The organism is Amycolatopsis sp. NPDC104775 (genome assembly GCF_055583325.1).
In genome coordinates, this window is sequence record NZ_JBVJOE010000005.1 from 151,329 (window position 1) to 172,309 (window position 20,981).

Below are 20,981 nucleotides of genomic sequence, written 5' to 3' on the forward strand. Positions count from 1 at the left end.
GATTCCTCCGAGGCTGGGGATTGTTGCGTATTGAGGAACACCCGACGTGATACGCAACAGAGTCTGAGCGCGCGGCGGGGGTGCCGTCAAGGGGTTCCGGGGTGGAGTTTTGCGGAGCGCGGTTCCGGGTGAAAGCCGTGGTCGAAGGTGGTTCCGGCGAACGGGTGCGGCACCGGGAAGGGTGCTTGACACCGTCCCGGCCGAGCCGCATCTTGTTCCGGAGAGGGCAACAAGACGCGTAATACGCAACATCGAGCGCCATCGAGAGGAGCCCTGCCGGTGACCGCTACCGACCTCCCGCAGAGCCTGCTGCCGACTCTGCCCGGGCCGCACTACACCGACCCGGCGATCTTCGCCCGGGAGCAGGAGCGGATCTTCGAAGCGGGGTGGTTCTGCGCGGTGCGCGGCGCCGACCTGCCGTCGCCCGGCTCGTTCGAGACCGTGCAGATCGGCCGCGAGAGCGTGCTGATCGCGCGCGGCCGCGACGGGGCTTTGCGCGCGTTCCTGAACGTGTGCCGCCACCGCGGCGCGCGGTTGTGCACCGACGAGAAGGGTTCGGTGAAGCGTGCTTTCCAGTGCATGTACCACGCCTGGACCTACGGTCTCGACGGAAAGCTAGTCGCAGCACCGAATCTGACCGGCATGCCGGACGTCGACCGCGTCGAATACGGCCTGACGCCGCTGCATCTGCGCGAATGGCTCGGCTACGCCTGGGTTTGCCTCGCCGAAGAACCACCGTCCTTCGCCGACACCGTGATGGCGGACGTGAGCGAACGGCTCGGCGGCCCAGGCGAGATCGAGGCGTACGGCATCGAGAATCTGGCGCTGGGCCGGCGCATCGAGTACGACGTGCGCGCGAACTGGAAGCAGATCATCGAAAACTTCATGGAGTGCTACCACTGCGCGACCATCCACCCGGAACTCACCGAGGTGCTCCCGGAGTTCGCGGACGGGTACGCGGCACAATATTTCGTCGGCCACGGCGCGGAATTCGGCGCGGACGTCACCGGGTTCACTGTGGACGGTGGTGACGGGCTGCCACGCCTGCCCGGCGTCGGCGAGCACCAGGACCGGCGGTACTACGCGATCACGATCCGCCCGCAGGTGTTCGTGAACCTGGTGCCGGACCACGTGATCGTGCACCGGATGTTCCCGCTGGCCCCGGACCGCACGCTGGTCCGCTGCGACTGGCTGTACCTGCCGGAGGTGGTGGAGTCCGGCGCGGACCTCGACCGTTCGGTGGAGCTGTTCCACCGCGTGAACCAGCAGGATTTCGAGGCGTGCGAACGATGCCAGCAAGCGATGGGCTCGCGCGCGTACGCCCGCGGCGGCGTGCTGGTGCCGAGCGAACACCACATCGGCGAGTTCCATGCCTGGGTGCGGGCGCGGACCGGGGAGTAGCGCCCGCGCCCGCGCCGGTCACGGCTGGATGTCCATCTCCGGGCCGATGTACTCGCGCACGCGGACCGCTTTCCCGTCCTTCGCCTCGACGATCTGGACGAGGTGCAGCTTCACCGGGTTGCCGCCGGCCTCGATCTCGACCTTGGCCTCGTTGAAGAACCCGTTCTCGGTGAAGGTGACGCCCGCCGGGCGGAAGTCCGGCACCGGTCCGTCGCCCGCGCGCTCGTGCACCGCGGCGACCGCCTCGGACACCGTCACCCACTTGTCGTCGGCGCTGTGCCACACGGGACAGTCCTCGGCGCAGATCTCGAGGAAGAGGTCGATGTCGGCCAGTGCCTTCACCCAGTTCTCGGCGAGTTCGGCGGTGGCCTGGTCTGGTGTGGTGCTCATCGGCTCGCGGTGCCTTCCGCTCGGGGATCGATTCCCCGATGCTGCCCGGGCCCGCGCCGCCGAAGTGTCCAGTTTCCTGGACACTTCCGGTGCGGCCCGGTCAGATCAGCGCCCGGATCGCCTTCTCGAACCCGGTCACGTGGTCGAGGGTCAGCGCCGAGGCCTTCTTCGCGTCCCCGTCGACGATCGCCGTCAGCAGCGGCGAATGCTCGTCGACGTGCCCGGCCATGCCGCGCAGGCGCGGGAGGAACACGCACCAGATCCGGGTCGCGAGGTTGTCGTAGTGGATCAGCGTGTCCTCGAAGAACGGGTTGTGCACGCAGGCGTAGATCGCGCGGTGCAGGTCGAGGTCGGTGCGCAGCAGTTCGGAGTTGTCCGTCGGCCGGGCCGAATCCAGCTGGTCGCGCAGCTCCGCCAGACGCGCCCGGTCCTCGTCGGTCGCCCGCGTCGCGGCGGACGCGGCGGCGGTCGGTTCGAGGGTGCGCCGGACCTCGGAGATGTGCGCGAGGTCGGAGATGTTGACGTCCGTGGCGAACGTGCCGCGGCGCGGATAGGCGACCACGAGGCGTTCGGTTTCGAGCCGTTTCAGCGCCTCGCGGATCGGCGTGCGGCCCATGCCGAGCGTGCTGCCCGCCCATTCCTCGTTGATCGGCTCGCCGGGCTTGATGTCGAGCATGACGAGACGGTCGCGCAGGAACTCGTAGGCGCGTTCGGCCAGCGACGGGGCCGGGGCCGGGATGACGTGGTTGACCGGGGTGCTCACCCGGCCTACTCTACAGCGAAGATTGATATATCAGTAGTCGACCAGTTGTCCGATACGGGAGGCCAGCCGGAATGACCACGACCGACCAGCCGCGTCCCCCGGGCGCGGACCTTCCGGAGCACCCGGATTTCCTGTGGCGGGACCCGGAACCGCGGCGCGCGTACGACGTCGTCGTGGTGGGCGGCGGCGGACACGGCCTGGCGACCGCCTACTACCTCGCGAAGGTCCACGGCATCACGAACGTGGCGGTGCTGGAGAAGGGCTGGCTGGCCGGCGGGAACATGGCCCGCAACACGACGATCATCCGCTCCAACTACCTGTGGGACGAAAGCTCCGGCATCTACGAGCACTCGCTGAAACTGTGGGAGGGGCTCGAAGAAGACCTCGGCTATCCCATCCTGTTCAGCCAGCGCGGCGTGCTCAACCTCGCGCACAGCCTCCAGGACGTCCGCGACAGCGTGCGCCGGGTGAACGCCAACCGGCTCAACGGGATCGACGCGGAATGGGTCGACGCGGACGGGGTCAAGGAACTCTGCCCGATCGTCAACACCTCGCCGGACGTGCGCTACCCGGTGCTCGGCGCCACCTACCAGCCGCGCGCGGGAATCGCGAAACACGATTACGTGGCTTGGGGTTTCGCCCGCGCGGCGGCCGCGATGGGCGTCGACCTCATCCAGAACTGCGAGGTCACCGGCATCGAGACCCGCGAGGGCAAGGTCGTCGGCCTCGAGACGAGCCGGGGCCGGATCGCCGCCGGTAAGGTCGCCCTGTGCGCGGCCGGGCACAGTTCGGTGCTGGCGAAGATGGCCGGGATCGACCTGCCGCTGGTGTCGCATCCGCTGCAGGCGCTCGTGTCCGAACTGCTCGAACCGGTGCACCCGACGGTGGTGATGTCGAACGCCGTGCACGTCTACGTTTCCCAGGCGCACAAGGGAGAACTCGTGATGGGCGCGGGCATCGACTCCTACGCCGGCTACGGCCAGCGCGGCGCGTTCCACATCATCGAGGACCAGATGGCCGCCGCGCTGGAGCTGTTCCCGGTGTTCGCGCGGGCGCATCTGCTGCGGACCTGGGCCGGCATCGTGGACGTCACCCCGGACGCGTCGCCGATCGTCGGGCTGACCCCGGTGGAGAACCTCTACCTCAACTGCGGCTGGGGGACCGGCGGATTCAAGGCCACGCCGGGCGTCGGCGACTGCTTCGCGCACACCGTCGCGAAGGGCAAACCGCATCCGTACGCCGAACCGTTCACCCTCGACCGGTTCACCACCGGCGCGCTCGTCGACGAGCACGGCGCCGCCGCCGTCGCGCATTAGGAGCCACTGTGCAGCTGATTCCCTGCCCCTGGTGCGGTCCCCGCGAAGAGACCGAATTCCACTACGGCGGCCAAGCCCACGTCGCGTACCCGCAGGACCCGGCGGCGCTGTCCGACGAGGAATGGGCCAAGTACGTCTTCTTCCGCGCCAACCCGAGCGGCCCGCTCGCCGAGCGCTGGACGCACAGCGCGGGCTGCCGCCGCTGGTTCAACGCCGTCCGCGACACCCGCACCCACGAACTCGCGGCGGTCTACCGCCTCGACGAACCCCGGCCGGTGATCCCATGACCTTCCGCCTCCCCAGCGGCGGCCACGTCGACCGCGACATCCTGCTCCAGTTCATCTTCGACGGCCAGGAATTCACTGGACATCCCGGCGACACCCTCGCGTCCGCCCTGCTGGCCAACGGCGTGCACCAGGTCGCCCGGAGCGTGAAGCTCGGCCGTCCGCGCGGCATCATGGCGGCGGGCGTCGAAGAGCCGAACGCGGTGGTGCAGCTGGAAAAACCCTTCCCCGAGCCGATGCAGCCGGCCACTACGGTCGAGCTGTACGACGGCCTGGTCGCACGCAGCCTGTCCGGCCAGGGCCGGTTGGCGACCGAACCGGACCCGGCGCGATACGACGCGAAACACCTGCATTGCGACGTGCTCGTGGTCGGCGCAGGCCCGGCCGGTCTGGTCGCCGCCCGCACGGCCGCGCAGGCAGGCGTCCGGGTCGTATTGGTGGACGACCAGCCCGAGCCCGGCGGTTCTCTGCTCAGCTCGAACGAATACGTCGACCTCAAACCCGCCGTCGAATGGGCGCGCGCGATCGCCGACGAACTCCGCGCGACTCCGGACGTGCACGTGCTCGACCGGACCACCGCGTTCGGCGCCTACGACGACGGTTTCGTCCTGGCCCTGCAACACCGGACGTCCGGCGCGGCCCGGCAGCGCGTGTGGCGGATCCGCGCGCAGCAGACCGTTCTCGCGACCGGCGCGCACGAACGGCCGATCGTGTTCCCGGACAACGACCGCCCCGGCATCCTCCTCGCCAGCGCCGCGCGGACGTACCTGCACCGGTACGGTGTCGTCCCCGGCCGCCGCGCGGTGGTGTTCACCATGGACGATTCCGCCTACGCCACGGCGATCGACCTCGCCGACGCTGGCGTGGAAGTCCCGTTGCTGGTCGACGTCCGCCCGGCCGCCCCGGAAAACTGGGCCGCAGCCTGTGCGGAACGGGGCATCGAGGTCCGTACCGGCGCGGCGGTCACTGGCACGGAAGGAACCGAGCGTGTCACCGGCGTGCGGGTAGGCGGGGAACTGATTCCCTGCGACACGCTCCTGGTCTCGGGCGGCTGGACGCCTGCGGTGCATCTGTTCAGCCAGCTGCGCGGTGCCTTGCGGTACGAACCCGCTCTCGGCGCGTATCTCCCAGACGGCGACCTCCCGACCGCGACGGTGGCAGGCAGCGCGAACGGCACCTTCGACTTCGCCGGTTGCGTGCGAGAAGGCCGCGCCGCGGTGGCGAAGACACCTTCGGAAATCCCGCTCCCGGTCTCCGACGCACCACCCCGCGAACTGGCCCCCGCGGTCCAATGGCAGATCCCCGGCGCGGAGTCCGATGTGGACACCCGCTTTGTGGACTTGCAACGCGACGCCACCGTCTCCGACGTCCTCCGCGCGACCGGCGCGGGTTTGACCTCCCTGGAGCACGTCAAGCGCTACACCACCATCGGCACCGCGCACGATCAGGGCAAAACCTCCGGCATGCTCGCCGCCGGGATCACCGCCGAAGCCCTCGGCGTCGACCTCGCGGACCGCCGCCCGACCACGTACCGTCCGCCGTACACGCCGGTCGCCTTCGCCGCGCTGGCCGGTCGGAACCGCGGCGAGCTGCACGACCCGATCCGCGTCACCGCACTGCATTCCTGGCACGTCGAACACGGCGCGGAGTTCGAAAACGTCGGCCAGTGGAAGCGCCCCTGGTACTACCCGCAGCTGGGGGAGGACCTGCCCGCCGCGGTCCGCCGGGAGTGCATTGCCGCTCGCACCGACGTGGCGATGCTGGACGGTTCCACCCTCGGCAAGATCGACGTCCAGGGCCCGGACGCCGCCGAATTCCTCGACCTGCTCTACACGAACCTGATGAGCACGCTCAAGGTCGGCCGGATCCGGTACGGCGTGATGTGCGGCGTCGACGGGATGGTGATCGACGACGGCACCGTCATCCGCGTCGCCGAGGACCGCTTCCTCGTCACCACGACCACCGGCAACGCCGCGATGGTGCTGGACTGGATGGAGGAGTGGCTGCAGACTGAATGGCCGCACCTGCGCGTGTTCGCCACCTCGGTCACCGAGCACTGGGCGACTGTCGCGCTCGTCGGCCCGCGTTCGCGCGAAGTGCTGGCCGGGCTCGCGCCAGAGCTGGACGTCAGCAACGACGCTTTCGGCTTCATGACTTGGCGCGACGCCGAGGTGGCCGGGATCGCCGCCCGGGTCTGCCGGATCAGCTTCTCCGGCGAACTGGCCTACGAGATCAACGTGCCGTCCTGGTACGGCCTGGCGCTCTGGGAAGCCTTGGCGGAGCAGGGAATCACCCCGTATGGCACGGAAACCATGCACGTCCTGCGCGCGGAGAAGGGCTACCCGATCATCGGCCAGGACACCGACGGCACGGTCACCCCGCACGACCTCGGCATGAGCTGGGCGGTGTCCAAGAAGAAGGCCGACTTCCTCGGCAAACGGTCCTTCTCGCGGGCGGAAAACCTGCGGCCGGACCGCAAGCAACTCGTCGGCCTGCTGCCCGTCGATCCCCGCGTGCTGCTGCCCGAAGGCGCCCAGATCATCGAAACTGCTGAAGTGCCCAAGCCGCCGGTCCGCATGCTCGGCCACGTCACCTCCAGTTACCCGAGCGCCGCGCTGGACCGCACCTTCGCGCTCGCGCTCGTCCGCTCCGGACGGGAACGGATCGGCGAGACGCTGTACGTCCCGGTCGGCGACGAGGTGGTGCCGGTGACGGTGACCGAATCCGTGCTCTACGACAAGGAGGGGACCCGCCGTGACGGCTAAGACCCTGTCGCCGCTCGCGGAGCACGCGGGCCTGCTCGCCGGCTGCGCGCCAGCCGTGCTCGCCGAAGAACGCCCGTTCGTCTCGCAGCTCAACGTCCGCCTCCGCGCCGGCCACGACGCGGCGGCAACAGTGCTCGGCACCGCGCTGCCGGACCCGTGCCGGTTCACCAGCGGCGTCGGCGACGTCCTGTGGCTCGGCCCGGACGAGTACCTCGTGCTCGGCGCTCCCGAAGGCACCGAAGCAGCGCTGCGGAACGCGATCTCCGTCGGCGCGGTCACCGACGTCTCCGCGCAACGCACCGCGGTGCGGCTGGCCGGACCGGCGGCCCGCGACGTCCTGGCGCACGGCTGCGCGATCGACCTCCATCCGAAGGCCGCGCCGCCAGGCACCTGCGTGCAGACGTTGCTCGCCCGCACCGGAATCGTCCTGCTGGTGCGGGAAGCGGGGGAGTTCACCGTCCTCGTGCGCCAGTCGTTCGCCCCCTACTTCGCCGCCTGGCTCGCCGACGCGGCGCTGGAATACCGAGAGGAGGAGTCTTGACCCAGTTCACCCTCACCCTGCACTGCCCCGAGCGCTCCGGGATCGTGCACGCCGTGACGACGTTCCTCGTGGGCAACGGCTGCGACATCGTCGAGCACCAGCAGTTCGACGACGACGTGCACGGGGAACTGTTCCTGCGCACCGAATTCACCTGCTCCGGACCGGCCACTGCGGACGATCTGACCCGCGAGTTCGACCTGGTCGCCCGGGATTACGCGATGCGGTACCGGTTTTCCGACCGCACCCCGGACCGGCTGCTGGTCATGGTGTCGAAGGCCGGGCACTGCCTCAACGACCTCCTCTTCCGCTGGCGCGCGGGCGCGCTCGGCGCGGAAATCGCGCTCGTGGCGTCCAATCACGAGGACCTGCGCCCGATGGCCGAGGCCGCCGGGCTGCCGTTCGTGCACATCCCGGTCACCCCGGAGACCAAACCGCAAGCCGAACAACGGCTGCTGGACCTGGTGCGCGAGCACGACATCGACCTCGTCGTGCTGGCGCGGTACATGCAGGTGTTCTCGGACGAGCTGTGCCAGAAGCTGCAGGGCCGCGCGATCAACATCCACCACTCGTTCCTGCCCGGCTTCAAGGGCGCGAAACCGTACGCGCAGGCCTACGACCGGGGCGTCAAGTACGTCGGCGCGACCGCGCACTACGTGACCCCCGAACTGGACGAAGGCCCGATCATCGAACAAGAGGTGCAGCGGGTCGACCATTCGCACTCGCCGCGCGCGCTCGCGACCGTCGGCCGCGACGCCGAAGCCCTCGCGCTGTCCCGCGCGGTCCGCTGGCACTGCGAGCGGCGCGTCCTGCTGAACGGCAACCGGACCGTCGTCTTCCGCTGACCTATCCCAGGGAGTTCTCATGACCCGTGTCGTGATCATCGGCGCCGGAATCGTGGGCGCGAACCTCGCCGACGAGCTGACCCTGCGCGGCTGGACCGACGTCACCGTGCTGGACCAGGGCCCGCTCCCGCTGACCGGCGGTTCGACCTCGCACGCTCCGGGCCTGGTGTTCCAGACGAACCCGTCGAAGGCGATGACCGAATTCGCCGGTTACACCGTCGCGAAACTGCTCGACCTCGGCTGTTTCCACCAGGTCGGCGGCATGGAGGTGGCCAGCACCGCGGCACGCTGGGAGGACTTGAAACGCAAGCACGGCTGGGCGACGTCGTGGGGCGTCGAGGCCCGGCTGATCCACCCGGACGAATGCGTGCGCCGCTGGCCCCTGCTCGACCAGAACCAGATCTTCGGCGCGCTGTATGTCCCGACCGACGGGCTCGCCGTCGCCTCGCGCGCGGTGGAAGAACTGATCAAGCGGGCTTCGGCGCGCGGCGCGCGGTTCGTCGGTTCGACCCGGGTGACCGGCATCGAGCAGGCGAACGGCCACGTCACCGGCGTCACCACCGCCGACGGGGTGCTCCCGGCCGACATCGTGGTGTCCTGCGCCGGGTTCTGGGGCCGGGAGATCGGCGAGATGGTCGGCATGACAGTCCCGTTGCTGCCGCTCGCGCACCAGTACGCGAAGACCGGTCAGCTGGCCGAACTCGCCGGGGCCGATCCGGTGCGCCCGGCGCTGCCGATTCTGCGCCATCAGGACCAGGACCTCTACTTCCGCCAGCACGGCGACCGGCTCGGCATCGGCTCGTACGCGCACCGTCCGATGCCGGTGGACAAATTCGCCGAACCCGGCGAGGTTTCCGCGTCCGCGATGCCGTCGATGCTGCCGTTCACTGAGGACGATTTCGCGCCGTCGTGGGAAGAAAGCAAGCTCCTGCTGCCCGCACTCGGACAGACCAAGGCGGAGGAAGGCTTCAACGGCATCTTTTCCTTCACCCCGGACGGCGGCTCGCTGGTCGGCGAATCCTCCGACGTGCGCGGCTTCTGGCTCGCCGAGGCCATCTGGGTCACGCATTCCGCGGGGATCGCGAAGGCGGTGGCGGAGTCTATTGTGGACGGTCGCGCCGAAACCGACCTGCACGAACTGGACGTGCACCGGTTCGAGGACGTCCAGCTGGCCCCGGAGTACGTCCGCGAAACCGCGCAGCGGAACTTCGTGGAGATCTACGACGTGCTGCATCCGCTGCAGCCGCGGCTCTCGCCACGCGACCTGCGGGTCAGCCCGTTCCACGCCCGGCAGCGCGAGCTGGGCGCAGTGTTCTTGGATGCGGGCGGCTGGGAACGGCCGCACTGGTTCGAGGCCAACGCCTCGCTGCTGAAAGACCTGCCGCACGACTTCCTCCCGCCCGCGCGCGACGCCTGGACCGGGCAGTTCCACTCGCCGATCGTGGCCGCCGAGGCCTGGCACACCCGAAACGGCGTCGCGATGTACGACATGACCCCGCTCAAACGGGTCGAGGTCAGCGGACCGGGTTCGCTGGAATTCCTGCAGGGGCTCACGACGAACCAGCTGGCGAAATCGGTCGGCTCCGTGACGTACACGCTGATGCTCGACGACGCCGGTGGCGTCCGCAGCGACATCACGGTCGCCCGGCTGGAACCCGAGCTGTTCCAGGTCGGCATCAACGGCAATATCGATGTCGCTTATCTGCGCGGCCGCGCACCGGAAGGCGTCCGGGTCCAGGACACCACCGGCGGCACCTGCTGCGTCGGAGTGTGGGGCCCGCTCGCCCGCGACCTGGTGCAACCCCTGTCGGCGGAAGACCTTTCGCACACCGGCCTCAAGTACTTCCGCGGCCGCCGCGCGCGGATCGCCGGGGTGCCGGTGACCATCCTGCGACTGTCCTATGTGGGCGAACTCGGCTGGGAGATCTACACCTCCGCGGACAACGGCCAGCGCCTGTGGGACGCGCTGTGGCGCGCCGGGCAAGGGCTAGGCGTCATCGCGGCCGGTCGCGGCGCGTTTAACAGCCTGCGGCTGGAGAAGGGCTACCGGCTGTGGGGGACCGACATGACCACCGAACACGACCCGTACGAGGCCGGGGTCGGGTTCGCGGTGCGCCCGGCGAAGGGCGAGTTCGTCGGCCGGGCCGCCATCGACGGCCGCAGCGAAGAGACCTCCGCCCGGCGGCTGCGCTGCCTCACGGTGGACGACGGCCGGACTGTCGTGCTGGGCAAGGAACCGGTGTTCGTGGCCGGATCCGCGGCGGGTTACGTCACGAGCGCCGCCTACGGCTACACAATCGGCCGCCCCATCGCCTACGCCTGGCTGCCGGGTTCGGTCGAGATCGGCGACCACGTGGAGATCGAATACTTCGGCCGGCGAGTCGCCGCGACAGTGGCGGCGGAACCGCTGGTCGACCCCGGAATGGAGCGCATCCGGCGCTGAGCAGGGAGGAGACCCCGCCATGCGGGACCAGATCGTGAGCGACTTCCTGAACACCCTCGCCCGGCCCGCGATCCCGGCTCCGGCCGGGGCGACGGTCGCGGCTCTCGCCCTCGCGCAAGCGGCGGCCCTGCTGAGCCGAGCGGCCGGTGGCGACGCCGAAGCGGACCACCTGACGCGGCATGCGTTGCGGCTGGCGGAGATCGACGCCCACGCCGTCACGCACGACGTGCCCGACCGCGCCCAGCCCGCCGCGGATGTGGTGGCCGCGGCGGGGGAGGCGGTCCGGATAGCGGAACGCCTGCTGTCCACTGTGGACTCACGCGCGCTCCCGGACGTCTCCGCGGCGGCCGAAATGGCCGGTTCTTCGGCGAGGACGGCGAGCGTCGCGGCCGAAGCGCGAAACGGCTTCGCAGCCGGCGCCGACGCGGTGGCCGAGCGGGCCGCACGGGTGACGGAAGCGGTCCGTTCGGGCGTGCGCGGCGGGGTGTGAAGGCGGCCGCGCCCCGGGAATGGCAAGATCTGCGGTGTTCGCCAGGAGACCCGTTCCCGAGGACACCGCAGTGAGGATCGCCGCATGGCTGTGCCGCCCCTGCTCACGCTGAACAACTCGGTCACCATCCCGCAGCTCGGACTCGGCATGTACCAGGTCCGGCCCGACCAGGTCGCGAAGGTCGTCGCGACGGCGTTCGACGCCGGGTACCGCAGCATCGACACCGCCGCGATGTACGGCAACGAAGCGGAGGTCGGCGCCGCGGTGCGGGAGTCCGGGCTGCCGCGCGAGGACGTCTTCGTCACCACGAAGGTCTGGAACACCGACCACGGCTACGACAACACCCTGCGCGCCTTCGACCGCAGCGCCGAAGCACTCGGCCTCGGCCCGGTCGACCTGTACCTGATCCATTGGCCGAAACCCGAGCTGGACCGCTACGTCGAGACCTGGCGCGCGCTCGAACTGCTGCTGAACGAAGGCCGGGTGCGGGCGATCGGCGTCTCGAACTTCGGCATCGACCACCTGCGCCGCCTGCTCGACGAGACCGACGTCGTGCCGGTGGTCAACCAGGTCGAACTGCACCCGTGGCAGCAGCAGGCCCCGCTGCGCGCGTTCCACGCCGAGCACGGCATCGCCACCGAGGCGTGGAGCCCGCTGGCCCGCGGCAAGAACCTGAACGACCGGGTGCTCACCGCGCTGGCCGCGAAGTACGGAAAGACGCCCGCCCAGCTGGTGCTGCGCTGGCATCTGCAGCTGGGGATCATCGCCATCCCGAAATCGGCGACGCCCTCGCGGATCCGGGAGAACGCGGACGTGTTCGACTTCGAACTCGCCGAGGACGACCTGCTGGCACTGGCCGAACTCGACTCGTGAGCGCGGGCGCCGGGCTCTCACCGGCACCGCCGCTCACGAGGCAGCCGCGGCCGCGAGCCCAGCCAGCTGGGCGGGCAGGCGCAGGTACCAGTGGAAGCGCCCTCGGCCTGGCCGGACTTGCCTCGTGAGTGTTCGTTCCGGTTCTAACCGGCGGCGGCACTCACGAGCCCGTGCGGAAGGCCGGAAGCTTCGTCGCGCGCGCTTCTGTTGCTGCGCCACGCCTCGCGACAGCACGCTTGTCCCGCGCGAGGGTGCGCTGTGGCGGGCTCTCGTGAGTGTTTAGGCCGGTTAGAACCGGCACAAACGCTCACGAGACGCGCGTCCTCGGCCGTTGCCGCCCCGCTGAAAGCCTTTTTCGGCTGCCCGCTCGTGAGTGCGCCGTGTTGCCGCCGCCGCTGCCTCCGTGAGTGCGGGCCTGGGTGCGGCTGAGGTGTCGTGAGTGGCGATGCCGGTTAGAACCGGCCTAAACACTCACGACACCGCTCCGGCCCTGGTGCGGGCGGAGGCGGCGCCGGGTGCTTCGGTGTCAGGAGGCGCGAATCCCCGCCGCGGCGAAGTCGGCCAGCTGGGCGGGTTCCTTGAGGAACGCCCGGAAGCTCTGCGTGCCGCGCTGCTGGACCTCGTCGATCGACGTGCCGGACAGGCCGACGAACGGGTAGTCCGCGGGCGGGCCGGAGCCGATCGGCATCGCGGGGGAGCCGATGACGTCCGGCTTCGTCTTCGACAGCTGGGCGACCCAGTAGGACGATTCGGGGATCCAGCCGTCCGGGAGGCCGCCGATCGAGTCGAGCGAGGACTTGCCGGTGAGCGCGTTGAGCACGTCGGAGGCGGGCTTGCTCTGCACGTTCACGTGCACGCAGCTGCCGTGCACCTGGGTGAGGTCCTGGTTCCAGCGCGCCGCCGCGGTCTCGACCGGCTTGGCGATCTGCGGGGTCACCACGATCCGGATGTCGGTGCGGCCGCCGTTGCAGCTGGCGGCCTGCGCCTCGGCGCGGTTGTTGAGCACGCTGTCGGCCCAGTTCCAGCCGACGACGCCGAGCGTCGCCAGCACCACGAACCCGAGGGCCACGAGAGGCCACTTCGCGATCCGCCTGCGCGGCGCCTTCTTGGCGACGATCCGGTGCGAGCCGGTCGTCTCGCCGCGGCCGGCGGGCCGCTTCGGCGGATCGAGAGGGTGCGGCACCGGCTCCTCGGGCAGGCTGTGACGCCCCATCGTTGTCCTTTCGTGACATGCACAACACGCTCAGTTATGCAACTCAATCGTTATCACTCTATCAGGCCAGCGACCTGCAGTGAATACCGTTACGCAGAGTTGTCAGCTCCGCGAGCGGGCGGCTCCAGCGTCGAGTTCCGGCGGCTGGGCCGGGTCGGCGAGCAGCCCGCGGCAGAGGCCGATCAGGCGGGCCCGCAGCGGCGCGGCCCGCTCGGCGAATCCGGCCTGGGCGCGGGCGTAGGAGGCCCGCCCCTCGGCGGTCTCGATCGGCACCGGCCGGTAGCCGTAGCCGCTGAGATCGTACGGGCTGGCCCGCATGTCCAGTTCACGGACGTCCGCGGCGAGCGCGAAACAGTCGCCGACCAGCTCGGCGGGCACGAACGGATCGAGCTTGTAAGCCCACTTGAAAAGATCCATGTTCGCGTGAAGACAGCCAGGCTGTTCCAGCTCGACCTGCGATTCCCGGGTCGGCGCGAGCGTGTTGCGCGGCCGCGCCGGATCGGTGAAGAAGCGGAACGCGTCGTAGTGCCCGCACCGGATGTCCATCGATTCCACGACCTCGTCGGTCCCGGCCGACCCGAGCCGCAGCGGGACCTGCGCGTGCCGCACCGAGTCCGCGGGCTCGCGGTAGACCATGGCCCATTCGTGGAGCCCGAAGCAGCTCAGCCGCGGCGACCGCGACGCCGTGGCCGACAGCAGTTTCACAACGAACTCGGCGGTGCGCGCCCGGCGGCCGGTGAACGCCGCCGGGTCGAGACGCACCCCGGCGCCGGTCTCGACGTAGGCCGGACGGTCGAGGAACCGCCGCGCGGACGGCCCCGCGAGCACCACGCCCGGACCCGGCTGCCAGCGTTCGAGGTGACCCGGCCGGTGCGAGTAGTAGGTGAACAGGAAATCCAGGACCGGGTGCTTCTCGCCCCGCGCCCGGCGTTCCTGGTGCGGCCCGGTCCACGCGCGCATCCGCTCGGCGTGCGCTCGCTCCCGGGCCTGCCAGTCCGCCTCGGCGAGCACGATCACGCCCATGCCGCCGCCTCCTTGACGCGTTTCCGGGAGGCGATGATTCGCTGGCAAGCTGCGCTCATGCCGCCACGTGGGTGCCGTCGCGCACGGTCCCCACGTATTCCTCGACGAGGTCCTCCAGCGCGACCACGCCGACCGCCGTGCCGGAAGCGTCCAGCGCCCGCGCGAGATGGCTGCCTTCCTTGCGCATGGCCGAAAGCGCGACGTCGAGCCGAGCGTCGGACCGCAGTTCGGTGAGCGGCCGCGTCTTGTCGTCCGGGATCACCGTGCCGGGGTCCTGGCCGACGAGGTCGAGGACGTCCTTCACGTGGATGTAGCCGGTGAGCGAACCGTCCTCTGTGCACACCGGGAACCGCGAGAACCCGGTAGTGGACACCGCCCGCTCGACGTCGCCGAGCGTCGGCCCGCAGGGGAGCGTGGTGAGTTCCGAGGTGGGCACCAGCACGTCCGCGACGGTCTTGGCGACCGACGACAGCGTCTGCGACAGCCGCCGGTGCTCGGACTGGTCGAGCAGCCCCTCCTGACGCGATTCGCTGAGCAGTTCGGCGAGTTCGTCGGAGCTGTAGGCGGTCTCGAGTTCGTCCTTCGGCTCCACCTTCATCAGGCGCAGCAGCGAGTTCGCGACGAAGTTGAGGAACGCGATGACCGGGTTGGCCACCTTCACCCACGCCACGTGCACCGGCACGAGCCACAGCGCCAGCCGCTCCGGCTCGGCGATCGCGAGGTTCTTCGGCACCATCTCGCCGATCAGCACGTGCAGCATCGTGATGAACGCCAGCGCGATCGCGAACGAGATCGGGTGCAGCAGCTGGTCGGGCAGGCCGAGCAGGTCGAAGAACCCGGACAGCCGGTGCGCGACCGCGGGCTCGCCGAGCCGGCCGAGCAACAGCGAGCAGATGGTGATGCCGAGCTGGGCCCCGGCGAGCATCTGCGACACGTGCTTGCTGGCGTTGATGACGATCTGCGCGCGGGTCTTCCCCTGTTCCAGCAACGCTTCCAGCCGGTCGCGGCGCGAGGAGATCAGGGTGAATTCCGCGCCTACGAAGAACGCGTTGGCCAGCAGCAGGACCACGACGAGGGCGATGTTCAGCCAGTCGCTCACGCGGTCACCTCGCGTTCGGCCGGGCGCACCTGGACCTCGGCGACGCGGTGCCGGTCCATGCTGGTGACCGCGAGCCGCCAGCCGTCGACCTCGACTTCGTCGCCCTCGGCCGGGATGGCTCCGAGCCGCTCCAGGATCAGCCCGGCGATCGTTTCGTAGTCGCCCTCGGGCATCCGGAATCCGGTGATCTCGCGGACCTCGTCCGCGCGCAGCTGCCCGGACACGAGCCAGCGGTCCGCGCCGAGCTGCTGCGCGGCCGGGGCCTCGCGGTCGTCGTGCTCGTCGCGGACGTCGCCGATGATCTCCTCGACCACGTCCTCCAGCGTGACCAGCCCGGCGGTGCCGCCGTACTCGTCGACGACGATCGCGAGCTGGTAGCGCGAATCGCGCAGCCGGTTCAGCAGATCGTCGCCGGGCAGGGATTCGGGCACCGTCGGCACTGGCCGCATCGCCGAGCGGATCCGCGTGGTCGCGCGGTCCGCGGCGGGGACCGCGAAGGCCTGTTTGACGTGCACCGCGCCCTGGACGTCGTCGAGATCCTCGGTGTAGACCGGGAACCGCGAGAACCCGGTGCGCCGGGAGATGTCGATGAGGTCGTCGATCGTGTCGTCCACGGTGAGCGATTCGACCTGCACGCGCGGGGTCATCAGCTCGTCCGCGGTGCGGTCGCCGAAGCGCAGCGAACGGTCCAGCAGCTCCGCGGTCGACGTGTCGAGCTTCCCGCTTTCCGCGCTGGAGCGGACGATCGAGCCCAGTTCCTGCGGCGACCGCGCGGAACGGAGCTCCTCCTGCGGTTCGATGCCGAACTTGCGGACGAGGAAGTTGGCGCTGTTGTTCATCAGCGTGATGAGCCAGCGGAACAGCGACGAGAACCGGGCGTGGTAGCCGGAAACCGCGCGCGCGGTCGGCAGCGGCCGGGCGATCGCGATGTTCTTCGGCACCATCTCGCCGAGGATCATCGACAGGAACGTGGCCAGCACCAGCGCGACCGCCACCGCGACCCCGGACGCCGCCGAAGCGGGCAGGCCCAAAGCGTCCAGCAGCGGGCGGACCAGGTCGCCGATGAGCGGTTCGGCGAGGAAACCGGTGATCAGCGTGGTGAGCGTGATCGCGACCTGCGCGCCGGACAGCTGGAAGCTCAGCGTGCGGTGCGCTTTCTGCACCGTGCGCGAACGCTTGTCACCGACCTGGCGGACGTCCGCGTCGACAGTGCTTCGCTCCAGGGCGGTCAGCGAGAACTCGGCGGCCACGGCGAGACCGGTGCCGATCGTCAGAAGAAGGAAGAGCAGCACGCCGAGCACGGAAAGCAGCACGTGGATCACGGCGCACCGGCCGGGGCGGCGGAACGGACGGCGGGCGGGAAGCCGGGTCGGGCAGGACCCGGCCCGGTACTGTCACCGGGCGATGGCGCGGCGCGCACGGATGGAAGTCACTCCTCGGGAGAACTGGTTTGCAGTGCGACGATGCCGACAATCGTACCGGGTCCGGGCAGCGGTGCCGTGACTGGACGCGAACCCGGCTCCGGTTTTTCGCCGTCGGCACGGAGAAGGCGGCGGCGGATGAGCCTGGTGGCACGACGCTCGGCCGCGGACAGGACGGTCGCCGAAAACTTCACTGTGGCGTTCGACCCATCAGCCGCGGCGAGGCTCTGTCCACTGTGTCCCACGGCGGCGGACGATTCACCGGATCGCGTACCGGCCAGCCGGTGCGCGGCGGCGTCGAACACGTCCGGTGCGCTGCCGCGGGAAGCTAGCTCCGCGCGCCTGGCCGGTGCCGCCGCACGGTCTCCTCGACCAGGTCCAGCACCGGGCCGAGGTCGTCGCCGGGAAGGCCCATCGCGAGGTGCGACACGAGCCCTTCGAGCACGAGTTCCAGGAACGCGGTCAGCACGCTGACGTCGACGTCGTCGCGCAGGTTGCCGGCCTTGCGCTGCCATTCGAGACGGTCGCGGGTGGCCTCGGTCAGCTGCTGCGAGCGTTCCGCCCACCGGCCGCGGAACTCCGGGTCGGTGCGCAGCCGCCGGGACACCTCCAGCCGGGTGCCGAGCCAGTCCGCCGGGTGTTCGCTGTTCCCGGCCAGCAGGTCGCGCATGACCTGGACCAGGCCCTGTTCGGCGACGACGTCGGCCATCCGCACCGCGTCGTCCTCGGCGAGGGCGAGGAAAAGCGACTCCTTGTCGCGGAAATGGTGGAAGATGGCCCCGCGCGACAGGCCGGTGGCTTCTTCGAGGCGGCGGACCGTGGCGCCCTCGTAGCCGTAGCGTGCGAAACACACGCGCGAGCCGTCGAGGATCTGCCGGCGGCGTGCGTCGAGGTGATCCTGGCTGACCCGTGGCATCCTGAAATCCTGACATCGCGGACCGGGTTCTCGCAATCCGTACGTACGTACTGTGACGTGCCGGGGGCATGGGCGCGCCGTCACCCCGGCGGGTTCTCGGCTGACACGACCGGGCCGGTTGACTACGCTGTGCACATCGTCACTGGCAACCACTGGTGCCTCACGACGTGAGCACCGGGAAAGGAAGCGGCCTTGGTCATCGGCGAGTCGGGCCGTGCGCGCGGCGGTTTCGCCATGGACGCGGCGGAGCTGACCGCGGTCATCCGGCTCTGGGAGGACCAGCTCGGCAAGATCGACGCCGACGGCCGCGAGATCGACGAGATCCTGGCGGTCTTCGCCGCTCCCGGCTCCGACCCGGCGAGCGCGGAGTACGCCGCCGCGGGTGCGGATTCGCTGCGCACGCTGCGCGACCAGAACGAGGCGCTGCGCCGGTACGCCGCCGGATACCTCGAGAGGCTGCGCGCCGCGCGGGACTGGACGGCCGAGGCGGACCAGGCCGGCGCCGACCTCTCCCGGGGCCGGTAAGCGGACGGCCCGGGCTGCGCACGAAGGGAACCAGGTGGACGGCAAGCAGATCTTCGACAACTTCCGCGGCGGCGACACGTCCGGGTTGCGGGCCGCCGCGGCGAAGGTCCAGGAGCTTTCGGCGGCCTACCTGGAACGCGCGCAGAGCGTGAAAGACCTGCAGGAGCGGATGGCGCGCTCGTGGACCGGCGACGCGGCGGACGCGGCGAAGGCGGGCGCGGGACCGGTCGAGGCCGGGTTCCGGGAGTCGGTCGACCCGCTCGACCTCACCAGCGCGTCGATGGACACCCAGGCCAGCAGCTTCGAAAGCTCCCGGCACGCGGTCGTCGACGTGCCGCCCCGGCCGGAACGCCCGCAGCCGTGGGCCGGGCCGGTGCAGGCGGTGCTGCCCGCGTCGGCCGCGCCGGCGTCCTTTCAGGACAGAATCGACCGGTTCCACGGCGCGAACGAGAACAACGTCCGGGTGATGGAGCAGTACCACGGAGTCACCGCGAACACCAAACGCGTGCTGCCGAAGCGCTACGGCCCGATCGTCCCCGACGGCGCCGAGATCCGCCGGACCACTTCGGACACCACGAACACCCAGGCCGCGGCGAGCCACGACCGGAACGGTCCCGGTGCCGCAGTGCTGCCCGCCCCCGTCAGCGAACCCTCCCAGCGCGGTTCGGGCACGCCGGTCGGCGGCGCTCCCGCCGCGCCGGGCGCTGCGGGCGACGGCCTGCGCTGGCGGCCGGACTACCTTCTCGAACCCGATCCCGAGGGCGTTTTCGGAGCGGACGGTTCGGCGGCCCAGCCGGTTCTCGGCGACGAGGAGGAGTAGCCGGTGGCCGATCCGGCGGGACGAGTGGATGTCCCGGTCGAAGCGCTCGCGGCGCTGGCCGAACGCGAGCAGGTGGGCCGGTTGCACGTGACGCTGCGGCCGGACCCGGCGTGGCTGTCGGAAACCGAACGCGACGAAGCCGCCAAGCGGGTGGACGACGCGCTGGCGCTGGCCGGCCTGGTCGATTCGCGGGGCCGGGCCACTGTGGACTTCCTGGACTGGCTGCCGCTGCTAGTGCGCCCGGTCGTCGAGTACTACGGCTGGGTCGCGACCGGCGACCGCACCTACGGCGTGCTCGCCGCGGCCAGCGGTGTGCAAGCGGTGCTCGCGGTGTCCGACGGAGAGCAGGTCGGCGTCCAGGAGATCGACCGCGAACGCGTGCTGGAAACCCTCGTCGAACAGCTGCCCGCGGTCGGCCCGGGCGGTGGTTACGTGCGCACCGTGCGCGTCGCCGACCTCACCGAAGCCGCGCGCCGCGGCGAGGACGCTTTTCCGTTGGACCCGGTGTTGTCGGACGTGCTAACCCTGGTGCAGCGTCCGGTGCACGGCAGCGGGGAGCTGTACGCGGGACGACGCGACGACGTCGGCCGGTACGTCCGGCTGGAAGAACCATTGCACTACGCGGACACGGACTGGGGCCGGTACCTGAGCTACACCGTCGGCGCCGGACCGGACGCGGAAATCCGGATCGGGCCGGCCGGCCCGGCCGAACTGTGCGGTGCGCTGCGAGCCCTGGAGCGCACCCTGAACTGAGGGGACGCAGGTGCGCTATCCGGAAATCGAACCGTACGAGACTGGTTTGCTCGACGTCGGCGACGGCCACCAGGTCTACTGGGAAACCTGCGGCAACCCCGGCGGAAAACCCGTAGCGGTGCTCCATGGCGGCCCAGGAACCGGCTGCAGCGAAGGAATGCGCCGCTTCTTCGACCCGGAGAGATATCGGATCGTCCTGCTGGACCAACGCGGCAGCGGCCGCAGCACCCCCCACGCAGGCGATACCGCGGAAGCACTGAAGGCGAACACCGCCAGCCACCTGATCAGCGACCTGGAACTCCTGCGAGAAAAACTGGACATCGAACGCTGGCAGCTCTTCGGCGGCTCGTGGGGCTGCGTCCTGGGCTTGACCTACGCGGAACAACATCCCGAACGAGTGACGGAAATCGTCATGATGGGCCTGGCCACCGACCGCACGATCGAAATCGACCTGCTCACCGGCGGCCTGGGCGAAATGTTCCCGGAGGCCTACGCTCAATTCCGCGGCGCCGTCCCGGAAAACGACCGAAACGGCGACCTGGCGGCGGCTTACTGCCGCCTTCTCGCCGACCCCGACCCCGCGATCCACGGCCCCGCCGCACAAGCTTGGTGCGACTGGGAAACCGCCATGCAGCCCGGCGTCCCGCCCTCCCCGAACTTCGAAGACCCCCGCTTCCGCCTGGGCTTCGCCCGCCTAGTCACCCACTATTTCTCGCAAAACTGTTTCCTGGAAAACGGCACCATCCTGCGCGACGCAGCCAAACTGACCGGAATCCCCGTAGTCCTGGTACAAGGCGTGCTAGACCTCAGCAGCCTGGTCGGCACCCCCTGGCTCCTGGAACGCGCAATTCCCCACGCCGAACTCATCCTCGTCAGCGGCGCAGGCCACACCACCGCAGTCTCTTCAATGGAAGACGCCCTAATCACCGCCACCAACAAATTCGCCACCCTCCCCTGACGACCCCCACGCCCCGCCAACACCAGGCACCCAGCCCCCTCCCTGCACCCCGATACGAAGCCTTCTCTGCGGTTCGGGGGTGGGGGGTGGGAAACACCTCCCCCCCCTCCCAACCCCCCCCCCCCCGCCCGACCCACCCAACCCC

General features: G+C 70.1%; 20 protein-coding genes. 13 read left to right on the top strand and 7 right to left on the bottom strand.

Annotation, left to right across the window (positions count from 1 at the left end):
* Positions 1-279: 279 nt before the first annotated feature.
* Positions 280-1,401 carry an aromatic ring-hydroxylating oxygenase subunit alpha gene (locus ACZ63D_RS23290; protein ID WP_465356446.1) on the top strand — a complete coding sequence of 374 codons (1,122 nt, stop codon included), beginning with the start codon at positions 280-282 and terminating at the stop codon, positions 1,399-1,401.
* A gap of 18 nt (positions 1,402-1,419) precedes the next feature.
* Here the strand turns inward: ACZ63D_RS23290 and ACZ63D_RS23295 are convergent, their stop codons facing one another.
* Both ACZ63D_RS23295 and ACZ63D_RS23300 read right to left on the bottom strand, forming a co-directional pair.
* On the bottom strand, positions 1,420-1,791 hold the full coding sequence (locus tag ACZ63D_RS23295; RefSeq protein ID WP_465356447.1) for a nuclear transport factor 2 family protein: 372 nt from the start codon (positions 1,789-1,791) through the stop codon (positions 1,420-1,422).
* 100 nt (positions 1,792-1,891) lie between these two features.
* Positions 1,892-2,554 (bottom strand): GntR family transcriptional regulator, encoded by a 663-nt coding sequence (locus ACZ63D_RS23300; protein WP_465356448.1) that lies wholly within the window; start codon positions 2,552-2,554, stop codon positions 1,892-1,894.
* Positions 2,555-2,625: 71 nt separating this feature from the next.
* Here ACZ63D_RS23300 and ACZ63D_RS23305 point away from each other — a divergent pair, with 71 nt between their 5' ends.
* The 8 genes from ACZ63D_RS23305 (at position 2,626) to ACZ63D_RS23340 (ending at position 12,108) form a co-directional block, all read left to right on the top strand.
* The gene (locus ACZ63D_RS23305; RefSeq protein ID WP_465356449.1) at positions 2,626-3,870 is read left to right on the top strand and encodes a sarcosine oxidase subunit beta family protein; all 1,245 of its coding nucleotides are present in this window, start codon (positions 2,626-2,628) and stop codon (positions 3,868-3,870) included.
* 8 nt (positions 3,871-3,878) lie between these two features.
* Positions 3,879-4,157 carry a sarcosine oxidase subunit delta gene (locus tag ACZ63D_RS23310; protein ID WP_009078042.1) on the top strand — a complete coding sequence of 93 codons (279 nt, stop codon included), beginning with the start codon at positions 3,879-3,881 and terminating at the stop codon, positions 4,155-4,157.
* Complete coding sequence (locus ACZ63D_RS23315) at positions 4,154-6,919, top strand: FAD-dependent oxidoreductase (RefSeq protein WP_465356450.1); 2,766 nt, start codon at positions 4,154-4,156, stop codon at positions 6,917-6,919. The genes ACZ63D_RS23310 and ACZ63D_RS23315 overlap by 4 nt, the downstream gene beginning before the upstream one ends.
* Positions 6,909-7,460: a sarcosine oxidase subunit gamma gene (locus ACZ63D_RS23320; protein WP_465356451.1), complete on the top strand. Its 552-nt coding sequence runs from the start codon at positions 6,909-6,911 to the stop codon at positions 7,458-7,460. Before ACZ63D_RS23315 ends, ACZ63D_RS23320 begins: the two co-directional genes overlap by 11 nt.
* Positions 7,457-8,302 (top strand): formyltetrahydrofolate deformylase, encoded by an 846-nt coding sequence (purU, locus tag ACZ63D_RS23325; RefSeq protein WP_465356452.1) that lies wholly within the window; start codon positions 7,457-7,459, stop codon positions 8,300-8,302. Before ACZ63D_RS23320 ends, purU begins: the two co-directional genes overlap by 4 nt.
* A 19-nt stretch (positions 8,303-8,321) precedes the next feature.
* A complete protein-coding gene (locus ACZ63D_RS23330; RefSeq protein ID WP_465356453.1) occupies positions 8,322-10,745 on the top strand; it encodes a GcvT family protein in 2,424 nt (807 codons plus the stop codon).
* A 19-nt stretch (positions 10,746-10,764) separates the two neighbouring features.
* Positions 10,765-11,235, top strand: coding sequence for a hypothetical protein (locus tag ACZ63D_RS23335; RefSeq protein ID WP_465356454.1), 471 nt, complete (start codon positions 10,765-10,767; stop codon positions 11,233-11,235).
* A gap of 84 nt (positions 11,236-11,319) precedes the next feature.
* Positions 11,320-12,108: an aldo/keto reductase gene (locus ACZ63D_RS23340; RefSeq protein ID WP_465356455.1), complete on the top strand. Its 789-nt coding sequence runs from the start codon at positions 11,320-11,322 to the stop codon at positions 12,106-12,108.
* 526 nt (positions 12,109-12,634) lie between these two features.
* Here the strand turns inward: ACZ63D_RS23340 and ACZ63D_RS23345 are convergent.
* The 5 genes from ACZ63D_RS23345 to ACZ63D_RS23365 form a co-directional block, all read right to left on the bottom strand.
* On the bottom strand, positions 12,635-13,321 hold the full coding sequence (locus ACZ63D_RS23345) for a hypothetical protein (protein WP_465356456.1): 687 nt from the start codon (positions 13,319-13,321) through the stop codon (positions 12,635-12,637).
* Between the two features lie 102 nt (positions 13,322-13,423).
* Positions 13,424-14,344, bottom strand: coding sequence for a 3-methyladenine DNA glycosylase (locus ACZ63D_RS23350; RefSeq protein WP_465356457.1), 921 nt, complete (start codon positions 14,342-14,344; stop codon positions 13,424-13,426).
* 55 nt (positions 14,345-14,399) lie between these two features.
* Positions 14,400-15,443, bottom strand: a complete 1,044-nt coding sequence (locus ACZ63D_RS23355; protein ID WP_465356458.1) for a hemolysin family protein — start codon at positions 15,441-15,443, stop codon at positions 14,400-14,402.
* A complete protein-coding gene (locus tag ACZ63D_RS23360; RefSeq protein ID WP_465356988.1) occupies positions 15,440-16,762 on the bottom strand; it encodes a hemolysin family protein in 1,323 nt (440 codons plus the stop codon). The genes ACZ63D_RS23355 and ACZ63D_RS23360 overlap by 4 nt, the downstream gene beginning before the upstream one ends.
* Positions 16,763-17,192: 430 nt before the next feature.
* On the bottom strand, positions 17,193-17,780 hold the full coding sequence (locus tag ACZ63D_RS23365; protein WP_037814298.1) for a TetR/AcrR family transcriptional regulator: 588 nt from the start codon (positions 17,778-17,780) through the stop codon (positions 17,193-17,195).
* Positions 17,781-17,972: 192 nt separating this feature from the next.
* On the opposite strand from ACZ63D_RS23365, the gene ACZ63D_RS23370 reads away from it, so the two are divergent.
* From ACZ63D_RS23370 to pip, 4 genes are read left to right on the top strand one after another with little or no spacing between them, the layout of a single operon-like run.
* Complete coding sequence (locus ACZ63D_RS23370; protein ID WP_465356459.1) at positions 17,973-18,305, top strand: hypothetical protein; 333 nt, start codon at positions 17,973-17,975, stop codon at positions 18,303-18,305.
* 34 nt (positions 18,306-18,339) lie between these two features.
* A complete protein-coding gene (locus ACZ63D_RS23375) occupies positions 18,340-19,125 on the top strand; it encodes a WXG100 family type VII secretion target (RefSeq protein ID WP_465356460.1) in 786 nt (261 codons plus the stop codon).
* Positions 19,126-19,149: 24 nt separating this feature from the next.
* Positions 19,150-19,878, top strand: coding sequence for an ESX secretion-associated protein EspG (locus tag ACZ63D_RS23380; protein ID WP_465356989.1), 729 nt, complete (start codon positions 19,150-19,152; stop codon positions 19,876-19,878).
* Between the two features lie 10 nt (positions 19,879-19,888).
* Entirely contained in the window at positions 19,889-20,836 is a 948-nt protein-coding gene (gene pip, locus ACZ63D_RS23385; RefSeq protein WP_465356461.1) for a prolyl aminopeptidase, read from the top strand.
* The last annotated feature ends 145 nt before the right edge of the window (positions 20,837-20,981 follow it).